The 12,546-nt window shown below is 52.3% G+C and carries 12 protein-coding genes and 1 riboswitch; of the genes, 11 read left to right on the forward strand and 1 reads right to left on the reverse strand.

Annotated features, from left to right (window positions below; translation table 11 throughout):
* Nucleotides 1-14: 14 nt before the first annotated feature.
* Nucleotides 15-860 carry a hypothetical protein gene (locus EKM91_RS07000; RefSeq protein ID WP_125751838.1) on the forward strand — a complete coding sequence of 282 codons (846 nt, stop codon included), beginning with the start codon at nucleotides 15-17 and terminating at the stop codon, nucleotides 858-860.
* A 103-nt stretch (nucleotides 861-963) separates the two neighbouring features.
* Here the strand turns inward: EKM91_RS07000 and EKM91_RS07005 are convergent, their stop codons facing one another.
* Nucleotides 964-1,164, reverse strand: a complete 201-nt coding sequence (locus tag EKM91_RS07005) for a YjzD family protein (protein WP_125751841.1) — start codon at nucleotides 1,162-1,164, stop codon at nucleotides 964-966.
* A gap of 84 nt (nucleotides 1,165-1,248) precedes the next feature.
* Between EKM91_RS07005 and dnaE the strand changes: the two genes are divergently transcribed.
* From dnaE to EKM91_RS07055, 10 genes are all read left to right on the forward strand, one after another.
* Nucleotides 1,249-4,539, forward strand: coding sequence for a DNA polymerase III subunit alpha (gene dnaE / locus EKM91_RS07010; RefSeq protein WP_125751843.1), 3,291 nt, complete (start codon nucleotides 1,249-1,251; stop codon nucleotides 4,537-4,539).
* A 120-nt stretch (nucleotides 4,540-4,659) separates the two neighbouring features.
* Nucleotides 4,660-5,619 (forward strand): 6-phosphofructokinase, encoded by a 960-nt coding sequence (pfkA, locus tag EKM91_RS07015; RefSeq protein WP_125751977.1) that lies wholly within the window; start codon nucleotides 4,660-4,662, stop codon nucleotides 5,617-5,619.
* Nucleotides 5,620-5,677: 58 nt separating this feature from the next.
* The gene (pyk, locus tag EKM91_RS07020; protein ID WP_125751846.1) at nucleotides 5,678-7,441 is read left to right on the forward strand and encodes a pyruvate kinase; all 1,764 of its coding nucleotides are present in this window, start codon (nucleotides 5,678-5,680) and stop codon (nucleotides 7,439-7,441) included.
* Nucleotides 7,442-7,579: 138 nt separating this feature from the next.
* On the forward strand, nucleotides 7,580-8,041 hold the full coding sequence (locus EKM91_RS07025) for a DUF441 domain-containing protein (RefSeq protein ID WP_125751849.1): 462 nt from the start codon (nucleotides 7,580-7,582) through the stop codon (nucleotides 8,039-8,041).
* Nucleotides 8,042-8,052: 11 nt separating this feature from the next.
* Nucleotides 8,053-8,907, forward strand: coding sequence for a CvfB family protein (locus tag EKM91_RS07030; RefSeq protein WP_125751852.1), 855 nt, complete (start codon nucleotides 8,053-8,055; stop codon nucleotides 8,905-8,907).
* 37 nt (nucleotides 8,908-8,944) lie between these two features.
* Nucleotides 8,945-9,826, forward strand: coding sequence for a site-specific tyrosine recombinase XerD (gene xerD / locus EKM91_RS07035; protein ID WP_125751855.1), 882 nt, complete (start codon nucleotides 8,945-8,947; stop codon nucleotides 9,824-9,826).
* Nucleotides 9,827-9,890: 64 nt separating this feature from the next.
* The gene (locus tag EKM91_RS07040) at nucleotides 9,891-10,280 is read left to right on the forward strand and encodes an N-acetyltransferase (RefSeq protein ID WP_125751858.1); all 390 of its coding nucleotides are present in this window, start codon (nucleotides 9,891-9,893) and stop codon (nucleotides 10,278-10,280) included.
* A complete protein-coding gene (locus EKM91_RS07045) occupies nucleotides 10,258-10,983 on the forward strand; it encodes a segregation and condensation protein A (protein WP_125751861.1) in 726 nt (241 codons plus the stop codon). Before EKM91_RS07040 ends, EKM91_RS07045 begins: the two co-directional genes overlap by 23 nt.
* Complete coding sequence (scpB, locus tag EKM91_RS07050; RefSeq protein WP_125751864.1) at nucleotides 10,983-11,555, forward strand: SMC-Scp complex subunit ScpB; 573 nt, start codon at nucleotides 10,983-10,985, stop codon at nucleotides 11,553-11,555. Before EKM91_RS07045 ends, scpB begins: the two co-directional genes overlap by 1 nt.
* On the forward strand, nucleotides 11,548-12,285 hold the full coding sequence (locus EKM91_RS07055) for a pseudouridine synthase (protein ID WP_125751867.1): 738 nt from the start codon (nucleotides 11,548-11,550) through the stop codon (nucleotides 12,283-12,285). The genes scpB and EKM91_RS07055 overlap by 8 nt, the downstream gene beginning before the upstream one ends.
* A gap of 90 nt (nucleotides 12,286-12,375) precedes the next feature.
* Nucleotides 12,376-12,500, forward strand: a riboswitch (FMN riboswitch).
* Nucleotides 12,501-12,546 lie beyond the last annotated feature (46 nt).

The following is a 12,546-nucleotide window of genomic DNA, read 5'->3' on the forward strand; positions in this document are numbered from 1 at the left end:
AGGGTGAATGATCAATGAAAAAAATTGTACTGCTGGCGTTGAGCTTAGCGGCAGTCGTGAGCTTGTCTGCTTGTGGGCAGCAATTGACGACAACGAAAAAAACGTATCATCCCGATGAAATGGTGGCCGTCATCAAAGGCACAGCCAAGGGCCATTCGCAGGTGCGCTATCAAGCAGCGACTGCCAAAGGCACGGCAAAAGTCAACTCTGGCAGTTTCGTCCTTTCAATCCCGCCAAAAACCACGGCGCAAACTGTGACGATCAAAGCCGGCAGCCAGCAAACCAAAGTGACTGTGGCGTCAGCCAAAGCGATCGGCACTTATCAAACCGTCGCCAAAAGCTTCAATCAAGCGGTGATCGCCACAGCCTTGCCGCCGGCGATCCAAAAGCAAATGCAAACCGCGACCACTCCTGATCCCAGTGCGATCGCCAAAATGACCCCGGCGCAAAAAGCCGCCATGGCCCAGCAGCAACAAGCCATGCAACAAGCGCTCGTCAAAGCGCAACAAGCGACCAAAGCCCAACAGCTGCCTTTGACGGCCAGCGGCTTAAAACAAGTCTTAAACACGGATGGCGGGCAAGTCCGCGCTAATGTCCAAGACGGCCAGCTGATCAGTATCACCGATGTGGTCAGCACCAAAGCCATGAAGGATAAAAAATCATCAGCCGCATTTGCCACTCAGTTTGGGCTGTTAGCCCATGCGGTAGGCGCAGATGCCAAAACTGTCGGCAAGGCGTTGACCAAAACGATCAAAAATGCGGCCAGTGGTGAAACCAACACGGACACGATCACCAGTCACGGGGTCAAGTTCAATTTGGGGTTATCGGCAGATCATTTGTATCTTTACATCACGAAATAAAAACCACCAGCGCGTCATCGTCTGATTTGCAAATAATCTTGCGGTGACGCGCTTTTGCGGCTTATTTTGGGGCAAAAAAATACCGCCATCGCGGCGGTAAACATCAGGCTTGATGTTGAGTTGGTTTTTCAGCCGGGGTGTTGGCATCCATGATCAGTGGTAACACGCATAAAACCACAGCGAAGATCACGCTGATGATCAAGCTCAGCTTCGGGTCGTATGTGGCGCTGTTCAGCGCACCAATCAAGAAGCCAACGACTTGACCGAGGATGGCTCCCCAGAAAATAGTTGCAATATAACGCATATGATCCCTCTTTTCAAAATTCATCTTAACACCGTGTTCGAAGATTGCAACTAAAATCGGGTATAATCAAATTGAGGTGGCAAAATGACGTTCACGCATTTACAAGTACAAAGCAGCTACACGCTGTTGCAAAGTCCATTAACGATCAGCGCTTTGGTGGACACGGCCAAAGCGCGCGGGTATTCGGCGATCGCCTTGACAGATACCAATGTGATGTATGGCGTGGTGGATTTTTATCGCCAGGCGCAAAAAGCCGGCATCAAGCCGCTGATCGGGTTGACCATTGCCGTTGCCGATGCCACAGTGTTGACAATCGCAGAAACGACCGCCGGGTATCATCAATTATTGAAGCTTTCTTCAGCCATCAAATTGGCCCCGCAACCCCTTCAGTTTGCTGAACTGCCTGATTTTGACGGGATCGCGGCGATCGTGTTAGGGGATTATTTGGTGTCGGCTGCTTTTAGCGACCATTGGGCCAGTGCCGATGCGTTTTTGGCAGCGGTGGCGGCCAAGCACCCGGCGAGTTTGCAGCTGGGCTTATCGGCGGCGAATCTCAGCTTGGAGTTAGCTGATTTCGCCCAAAAACGCGACTTGCCGTTGTTAGCCTTAGGCGCGGTCAGTTATCGTGATCCTAATGATGCCTTTAGCCGCAAGGTGTTGCAAGCCATTGGGGCGGGCACGCAGCTGAATTGGCGTGATCCGACCTTGCTTGATGCCGGGACGCATTGGCTGACGCCGCCAGAACAAGCGGCGGCACCATTTATCCAAGCCGGTTTAGCCCAAGCGGTGGCCAATACCCAAGCATTAGCCGAAAAAGCCCAAGTGACGATCGAATTTCGGCAGCCGCGCTTGCCGCATTATCCCACGCCTAACGCCCAACCGGCGCCAGAATATTTGCAGGAGCTCGCCGTTGCCGGGTTAAAACGCCGCTTTGCTGACCAAGCAGTGCCGCAAAATTACCAACAGCGGCTGGCCTATGAATTAGGCGTGATCACCAAAATGGGATTTGCGGATTATTTCTTGGTGGTGTGGGATGTGATGAACCATGCCCATGAAGTTGGCATCATGACCGGCCCTGGCCGCGGTTCGGCGGCGGGGGCGCTGGTGGCGTATGCCTTGGCGATCACAGAAGTGGACCCGATCCAGTATCACTTATTGTTTGAACGGTTTTTGAACCCTAACCGGGCGAACATGCCGGATATCGATTTGGACATTCCAGACAATCGCCGCGGTGAATTGATCCAATATGTGCATGATCGCTATGGGGATGCCCATATGGCGCAGATCATTACCTTTGGGACGTTTGGTGCCAAGCAAGCCTTGCGCGATGTGTGCCGGGTGTTTGGGCTGAGTCAATTTGACAGCAACAAGTGGAGCCAAGCGATCCCCAATCAATTTCATATCGATTTGCAAACGGCCTATCAACAATCCCAACCGTTGAAAAACTTGGTCGGCGACTCGGAGCAAAACCAAGCGTTATTTGCCGCAGCACTGCAATTAGAAGGGTTGCCGCGGCATGATTCGACGCATGCGGCAGGGATCGTTTTGGCCCAAGAAAATTTGACCGATACGGTGGCTTTGCAAACCGGCGGAGACGGCATCGCCCAAACGCAAGTGCCGATGGGGGATGTTGAAGCGCTGGGCTTGTTGAAAATGGACTTTTTAGGCTTGCGTAATTTGAGTATTTTAGCCACTGCCAGCTATTGGGTCGAACAAGCCACCAAGCAGCCGTTTGATCCCAAAACCATTCCCTTAGACGATCCGCAAACGCTGGCATTATTTGCCCGCGGTGATACCAATGGGGTGTTTCAGTTTGAATCCAGCGGGATCCGGCGGGTCTTGCGCAAACTCAAGCCGACGAGCTTTGAAGACGTGGTGGCGACCAATGCGTTGTATCGGCCAGGACCGATGGAAAATATCGATACGTTTATCGCTAGAAAACACGGCCAAGAGCCGATCACTTATCCTGCTGAAGCCTTAGCGCCGATTTTAGCGCCGACTTATGGGGTCTTGGTGTATCAAGAGCAAGTCATGCAAGTGGCCAGCACCATGGGCGGTTTTAGCTTAGGTGAAGCGGATCTGCTGCGGCGGGCAATGAGCAAAAAGAAAGCTGCGGTGATCGCAAAAGAGCGTGAACGCTTTATCGATGGGGCAAAAGCCAAAGGGTATTCGCAAACTGTGGCCGAAACGGTGTATGCGTATATCGACCGCTTTGCCAATTACGGGTTCAACCGCAGTCATGCGGTGGCTTATAGCATGATCGCTTTTTGGCTGGCCTATCTGAAGTGTCATCAGCCGGCGGCGTTTTTTGCGGCGTTGATGAATACGGCGTTAGCCAATACCGCCAAGCTGCGCGTTTATGTTCAAGAGCTGCGCCAGCGGCATTTGCCGCTTTATGGGCCGGATATCAATGCCAGTGCCCGCTATTTTACGGTGCAAAACGGCGGGCTGCGCTTTGGCTTGGCCACGATCAAAGGCGTGCGGCGCGATTTTATCGATGCGCTTTTGCAAGCCCGCAAAAATGGCCGTTTCAAAGACTTGAGAGACTGCCTGCAGCGCTTGGACGCCAAATGGTTAAAGGCCGATACCTTAAAGCCTTTGATCTATGCCGGGGTGTTTGACAGCTTTGATCCTAACCGGGCCGCCACGTTGGCGAATTTGGATGAACTGATCGCCAGTATCAAGCTGGCCGGCAATGATGTTGGGTTGTTTGCCGTGTTGCAGCCCAAGCCGGTGCAGGTGCCGGAAATGCCTGCCACGGAGCGCTTAGATCAAGAAGCAGCGGTGTTAGGGGTGTATTTATCCGGCCATCCGGTTGACCGGTATGTCACCGCCTTGAACCCTTATCAAGCGGTGACGCCAGTGGCTGAGCTGGCAGTCGATGCAACGGTGACGGTCGTTTTGGTGATTCGGCGGATCAAGCGCATCCGCACCAAAAAAGGGCAGGAAATGGCCTTTATCGACGGCCAAGATGCCACCGGTACCACCAGTGTGACGGTTTTTCCCAATCTGTATCCGCAAATGCGCAGCTATACCGAAGGCCAGGTGATCGTGGTGAGCGGCCGCGTCGAAAACAAAAACGGTGTGCAAATGATCGCCAATCAGCTTCAATTAGGGGATGACGCCTTGGCCCAATTGCCGGCGCAAAAGCTGTTTGTGCGCTTGCCGGCAGAATTTACCCCCAAACAGCAAACGGCCTTACTGAAAACGTTTTTATCTGCACGGGGAACTGTACCAGTGATCACTGTGGCAGCCGACACGCATGAATCGGTGCTTTTAGCCAAGCAATACTGGGTCGCGCCAACCCCGGAGTTGCTAGCAGCGGTGAAGGCTCAGGTGGGGGATGACAACACTGTATTACAGCAGGCCCACTAATTCTGGAAAATGGTGAAATTCTCCTAAATTGACGCGACTTTTTTTCAGAAAAGTGTTAGACTTAACGAGTATTTGAGATCAAGACGTTGGTCTTAATAAGATTACGCATGAGGTGAAATGATGAAACGCATTGGGATTTTGACCAGCGGTGGCGACGCCCCTGGTATGAACGCCGCCGTTCGTGCGGTTGCCCGTAAGGCGATGCATGAAGGTTTGGAAGTTTATGGGATCAACTACGGCTATGCCGGCTTAGTGGCAGGGGACATCTTCAAGATGGACTTGCACTCTGTTGGTGATGTGATCCAACGCGGTGGGACCATGCTTTATTCCGCCCGTTACCCTGAATTTGCCAAAGAAGAAGGCCAACTCAAGGGGATCGAACAACTGAACAAGTTTGGGATCGAGGCTTTAGTCGTCATCGGTGGCGACGGGTCTTATCATGGGGCTTTGCGTTTGACCGAACATGGTTACAACGCGATTGGCTTGCCAGGGACCATCGACAACGATATCCCTTATACCGACTTCACCATCGGCTTTGACACTTCTGTCAACACCGTGGTGGAAGCCATCGACCGGCTGCGTGACACCGCAGCTTCTCACGAACGCACTTTTGTCGTGGAAGTGATGGGTCGCGGCGCTGGCGATATCGCCTTGTGGTCTGGTGTTGCCGGTGGGGCACAAGATGTCATCATCCCGGAACACAACTTCGATGTGAAGCGCGTGGCGGATAAATTGCGCAAGTCTCGTGAACTTGGCCAAAAGCACGCGATCATCGTGTTAGCCGAAGGGGTCATGCACGCTGACGAATTTGCCAAAGAGCTTTCTGCTTATGGCGACTTCCAATTGCGCGCGACCGTCTTAGGCCACGTGGTGCGTGGCGGGGCGCCAACTGCCCGTGATCGGGTGTTGGCTTCGCAAATGGGTGCGTATGCCGTTGAACTCTTGCTGCAAGGCAAGGGCGGTTTAGCGGTCGGCATTCAAAACAACCAGTTGAGCACGCATTCAATGCTTGACTTATTCAATTCAAAGCATGAGGCGGAATTGTCCTTGTACGATTTAGCCCATGACTTGTCTTTCTAACTTTGTTTAAACTGACGTCCAGTCGTTTAAAAAAATTGTCAAAGGAGCGATTTCATTTATGAAAAAAACCAAGATCGTTAGTACGCTTGGACCTGCAAGTAACACCACTGACATTATTGTCAAATTGATCGAAGCGGGGGCTAACGTTTTCCGGTTTAACTTCTCACACGGGGACCACGAAGAGCATCTTGCTCGGATGAAGATGGTTCACGAAGCTGAAAAGATCACAGGTAAGACTGTCGGCATCATGCTCGACACGAAAGGTGCTGAAATCCGGACCACTGTCCAAAAGGGCAAGAAGTTCGAATTACACACTGGTGATGTCATGCGGATCTCGATGGATGATTCTATCGAAGGGACCCCTGAAAAAATCGCCGTTACCTATCCTGGCTTATTCGACGATACCCATGTTGGCGGCCATGTGCTGTTTGATGATGGGCTGATCGATACCTTGATCACCGAAAAAGACGAAGCCAACCGCGAATTGGTTGTCCGCGTTGAAAACGGTGGGATGCTGGGTTCCCGTAAAGGGGTCAACGCTCCTGGCGTCGGCATCAACCTCCCTGGGATCACCGAAAAGGATGCTTCTGACATCCGCTTTGGTTTGGACAATGGGATCAACTTTATCGCCGCTTCCTTCGTCCGCAAGCCGCAAGATGTCTTAGACATCCGCGAATTGCTCGAAGAAAAGGATTCCTTGAACGTGCAGATCTTCCCGAAGATCGAATCCCAAGAAGGGATCGACAACTTCGATTCCATCCTGAAGGTTTCTGACGGCTTGATGGTACCGCGTGGTGACATGGGTGTCGAAATTCCTTTCGAACAAGTGCCGCTGGTGCAAAAGACCATGATCAAAAAGGCTAACGCCGCTGGTAAGCCAGTGATCACCGCGACCCAAATGCTGGATTCCATGCAAGAAAACCCACGCCCAACGCGTGCGGAAGTTTCTGACGTGGCCAACGCCGTTTATGATGGCACGGATGCCACGATGCTTTCTGGCGAATCTGCTAATGGGGATTACCCAGTTGAATCCGTTGCTGCTATGGCACGGATCGACGAATATACCGAAAATGCCATGGAAAACAGCGATACTTACGCGCTGAAGTCCTTTGGCAACAAGGAAAACGTCACCGAAGCTGTCGGCCAATCTGTGGCGCATACCGCGCGCAACCTTGGCGTTAAGACCATCGTCGCAGCGACGCAATCCGGCTTCACGGCCCGGATGATCTCCAAGTATCGGCCAAAGGCTGACATTTTGGCGATCACCTTTGATGATGAGACCCGTCGTGGGTTGACGGTCAACTGGGGCGTATACCCGATCGTGACCGAAAAGCCAGAATCTACAGATGCGATGTTCGAACTTGCCACCAAGAAGGCGCAAGAACTCGGCTTTGCTGAAGAAGGCGACTTGATTTTGATCACTGCTGGTGTGCCAGTTGGCGAAACCGGCACGACCAACGTCATGAAGGCGCAATTGATCGGCTCCAAGCTGGTTGAAGGCTCCGGTGTTGGCGACGAATCCACTGTTGGTAAAGCCGTCTTAGCTAGCGATTCTCGCGAAGCTGCTGCTAAGATGACCAAAGGTGATATCTTAGTCGTTAAGACCACTGACAAAGATTACTTGCCAGCCATCGAAAAGGCGGCTGCTTTAGTCGTTGAAAACGGCGGGTTGACCTCGCATGCTGCCGTTGTCGGCATTGCAATGGGGATCCCAGTTGTCGTTGGCGCTACCGGCGCTACCGACGCGATCACCGATGGTCAAGTGATCACCGTTGATTCCCGTCGTGGGATCGTTTACAAGGGTGCTACCAACACCTTGTAAGCCAAAATGAAACGCAAAGAAGTGTCAGGCTCATGGCCTGGCACTTTTTTGATGCCCGAATGCTTGCAGTCGGTGCATAGGTCTGTTATTTTGGCCGGATTTCGGGTAAAGTGGGATGAGATGATTAGGAGGCAGCAAATGGAAAGTTGGCTATTTTTGATCGCGGTGTTTGTGATCGCCGCTTTGGCAAAGAATCGCTCACTGATGATCGGCGTCGGGTTCGTGTTGGTCGTCAAAGCCTTGCCGCCTTTGCAGCCGTTTTTAAAGACGCTGCAAGCTCAAGGGATCAACTGGGGCGTCACGGTGATCTCTGCGGCGATCATGGTCCCGATCGCCACGGGTGAAATCGGGGTGCGCGAGTTGCTGAAAGTCTTTCGCAGCCCTGCCGGCTGGATCGCCATTGCCATGGGCGTATTAGTGGCAGTGTTATCGGCTAAAGGCGTGGGATTATTGGCCCAAAGCCCGGAAATGACGGTGGCGCTGGTGTTTGGGACGATCATGGGAGTCGTGTTGCTGCGCGGGATCGCAGCTGGTCCGGTGATCGCTTCTGGGATGACGTATGTGATTTTGACCGTCTTAAATTTATTACCGCAACATTAAAAGGAGAACTTATGAAACGAAATGGACAGATTTTAACGGCTACCGTTACTGATCATAACGACACGCAGGTTTTTGCGCAAAACGAAGGGGAAACTTTTGCCATCGACCAAACGGAATTTGAACAGTTGCCGGCAGTGGGCACCGCCGTGCATGGCTTTGTGTATGAAAATCAACACGGTGACGCGCGAATGACGACCAAGATCCCTACGGTGGGCCATGATCATTATGCTTGGGCCACCGTAGTGGAAGTGCGCCATGATCTTGGGGTCTTTGTCGACATCGGCTTACCGGATAAAGACATCGTGGTGTCTTTGGACCAATTGCCGGAGCTCAGCCGGCTATGGCCAGCGCGCGGGGATAAGTTGATGATCGCTTTGATCATTGATAAAAAGCACCGCTTATGGGGTAAGCTAGCCGATGAAAGTATCATCCAAGCTGTAGCCAATCTGGGCAAGCCAGCGCAAATGAACCAAGATGTAACCGCCACCGCTTACCGGTTAAAAATGGCCGGCACGCATGTGTTGACAGATGATTTCTTCTTAGGCTTCATTCATCCCAGCGAACGTGAAATCGAACCGCGCTTAGGCGAAGTGGTGCATGCCCGGGTGATCGGGGTGCGGCCGAATGGGGAATTGAACTTGAGCTTGAAGCCGCGCGCGTTTGAAGCTATTTCTGATGATGCGGCGATGGTGCTGGCGGTATTGGAACACAGTGCAGACAAGACGATCCCCTTTACGGATAAAAGCGATCCGGAAGCGATCAAGCAAGCATTTGGGATCAGCAAAGCCGCGTTTAAGCGGGCATTGGGCCACTTGCTTAAAGCAAAATTGATCAAAGAACATGATGGGGTCACCGAATTGCTGTAAACGTGTTAACATAACCTGTGAAAGGAGGCAGCGGTAAATGGATCGATTGATCGCAGATTTTGTGCATTATTTGGATGTTGAACGCGGCTTGGCTAAAACTACCCAAAGCAGCTATCAACAAGATCTCAAGGAATTTGCCGCCTGGCTAAAGACGCAGCAGCTGGCTGAATTTCCCAGTGAGTTAACGGTGATCCAAGATTTCTTGCAGGTGCAAACCAGTCTTAAAGCGCCAAGTTCAATGAGTCGAATGATCTCAGCCATGCGCAAATTTTATCGCTATTTGCTGCGCGAAGAGCTGATCGTCCAAGATCCCATGACCTTAGTCGCATCGCCAAAAGCCGCTCAGCGGCTGCCGGCAACGTTGTCAAGCAATGAGATCGACCGGCTGATGGCGGCACCTAACACCACCAAACCGTTGGGTTTGCGTGATCGGGCGATTTTTGAGCTGATGTACGCCACCGGGCTGCGCGTGTCTGAAGTGGTCAATTTGCGCTTGGATCAATTGCACTTGACGCTGAACTTGTTGCAAGTCACCGGTAAAGGCGACAAGGAACGGATCGTGCCGATTTCACCACAAGCCGTTGATTGGGTCCAGCAATACTTGCAAACGGCTCGGCCAACTTTGGTGCGCCAAGATCCGCCAGTCACGGTATTTGTCAATTTTCATGGGCATCAGCTGACCCGCCAAGGCATTTGGAAGAACCTCAAAGCTTATATCGACGCGTTAGGGATCGAAAAAAATGTGACCCCGCACACTTTGCGGCACAGCTTTGCCACGAACTTGTTAGCCAACGGGGCCGACTTGCGGGTGGTGCAAGAATTGCTGGGCCACAGTGATATCAGCACCACCCAGATCTATACGCATCTGGATAATTCCCAGTTAGTCGCGGTATATCATCGGGCCCATCCGCGCGGGTGACGTTTGTCCTTCTTTTGCGGATATGGTAGAGTAGCCTGTGAGAGTAGTTAATCTGGAGGCTATTATGCTGACGAAATATAAGCACGACTATGCGAAGATCGCGATGGGCTTTTTATCGTTCATCCCGGATCTTAAGGACATGGATCACCTCAAAACTGAGCTGAAGCTCTACACTGAGGAACCAAACCATGTTTTGTATCTTTATCGCGAGGCGCGTGATACCGACTTTGAGGGGATCGTCGGTGTCGAATCTGGTAGCGACTTTGTCATGCTGCGCCATTTAAGTTTATCGCCTAGCGTACGCGACTTGGATACCGAGTTCGCGGCGCTGGCTGATTTGCATGCGGTATACCCGGACAAGAAGATCATGGGGTCGCTGGAAACTGCCCCTTTGGTCGCAAAATTTAACCAGCATAGAAAAGAGGCAATCGATGGCACTGACACTGGTGCTTGATGACTTCTCTGGACCGTTGGATCTCTTGTGGCATTTGATCCGCACCAATGAAGTCGATATTTATGACATTCCGATCGCTGAGATCACTAGCCAATATCTTGACTACCTGCATCAAATGCAGGAGTTGCGCTTGGATGTGGCTGGTGATTATTTTGTTATGGCCGCCAGCTTGATGGCGCTAAAAAGCCAGCTGCTGCTGCCGCAACCGGAGCCGCCGGCAGTTGATGCCGACGAGTATGTTGACCCGCGTGCGGATCTGGTAGCGCAGTTGTTGACGTATCAAGTGTATCAAGAAGCGGCTAAAGAGCTGAAAACGCGCGAGCAAAAGCGGGCATTGTCTTATGCTAAAGCCGAGACCTTGCCCGATGCCAGCTTGGCCGTGCCCATGGCGCCTGGGGCCGTCAAGCTGCGCGATTTGGTGCAAGCTATGGCATCTGTGGCGGCGCAACAAGCGGCCATGGCGCAAACCATCGCCCATATCGAAGCGGAACCGATTTCGTTGAGCCAGCGCATCGGCGCGGTGATGCAGCATTTAGCCGACTGCAAACAATGCACCTTTGCCGAATTGGTGGCGGCGCCAACGGTTGATGGGGTCGTGACGACGTTCTTGGCGATTTTAGAACTGATGAAAACCGACCAGATCGATTGTCAGCAATCAGCCCCATTTGCCCCGATCATGGTCACCTTAAAGGAGGCGGCTTGATGCAACCGCAAATCGAAGCGATTTTATATACGGCAGGCGATGCCGGCGTTGACTTGAACGACTTAGCCGCGATCTTGAACATCAGCCCTGCGGCGATGCGCCAACAATTAGAAGCGTATCAAGCCGCCTTGGCTGAAGATGGCCAGCGCGGCTTGATGGTGCAACAAAGTGCGCAGCGGTATTATTTGTTGACCAAGCCGGATTTTGCGGAGAGTTTGCGAAAATATTTTGCCGGCCCGCCGGCGACTGGCTTATCGCAAGCAGCTTTGGAAGTGTTGGCGATCATTGCTTATCAACAACCCATTACCAGGATCGAAATCGATGAGGTCCGCGGCGTGCAATCCAGCGGCGCACTGACGACTTTGGCCAGCCGCCAATTGATCAAAGAAGCCGGGCGCAAAGAGGCGCCTGGGCGGCCGATCTTGTATGCGACGACCCCATTTTTCTTGGATTATTTTGGCTTGAAGCGCTTGAGCGACTTGCCGCCATTAGCAGCGGCAACGACGCCGAGTGAGGTGGATCTGTTTGCTGATTTTAACGCGACTTTAAAAGGAGAACCTAACCATGAATGAATCAGAAGAGCGCCTCCAAAAGGCGATCGCTAATGCCGGTGTGGCGTCGAGACGGCATGCTGAAGACTTGATCGCCACCGGCCATGTGACCGTCAATGGCACCGTCGTGACGGCAATGGGGGTGAAAGTCACCGCCAAAGATGAGGTGCAAGTTGACGGGGTACCGTTAAGCAAACCGATCGCGCGCCATTATCTGTTTTATAAGCCGCGCGGGGTGATCACTGCGGTGACAGATGATAAAAAACGCAAAGTGGTCACTGACTTTTTCACCGATGTCCCTGAACGCTTATATCCGGTGGGCCGCTTGGATTATGACACGTCTGGGTTATTATTGATGACCAATGATGGGGAATTTGCCAACCAGCTGATGCATCCGCGTTTCAAGATCGAAAAGCATTACGTCGCCAAGGTGCAAGGCATCCCGACGCGCTTGGGCTTGGCGCCTTTGCGCAAAGGGCTGGTGGTCGAAGGCAAAAAGCTGGCACCGGCGCGCTACAACATCATTTCTACCGATAAAGCCAAGCGGACCGCGATCGTGGAGCTCACGATCCATCAAGGGGTCAATCATCAAGTCAAAAATATGTTCAAGACCCTAGGCTTTCCGGTGATGAAGCTGTCACGGCCGCAATATGGGCCGTTGACGTTAGACGGCTTGCAGCCAGGGGAGTATCGCCCGCTCAAGCCGCGAGAAGTGGATGCCTTGCGGAAATTAGCCCGCGGGGAAAAATAGGGCCAGTTGCAATTGATGAAATACTGAGCATACTTACTGTTGACAAGTACTGTTCCCAGCTGGTAGACTAAGCCTGTAATTAAATAAATGGTTCGTCTTCAGGGGCAGGGTGTAATTCCCGACCGGCGGTGATAGTCCGCGACCCAAGCTTTGGCTTGGCCGACAAGGTGTGATCCCTTGACCGATAGTGATAGTCTAGATAAAAGAAGATGGGGCTTATTTTGAATCCTAAATTCAAATTAAGGCCTGTTTGCCCTTGGC

This window comes from Lacticaseibacillus baoqingensis, from assembly GCF_003946165.1.
GTDB lineage: Bacteria > Bacillota > Bacilli > Lactobacillales > Lactobacillaceae > Lacticaseibacillus > Lacticaseibacillus baoqingensis.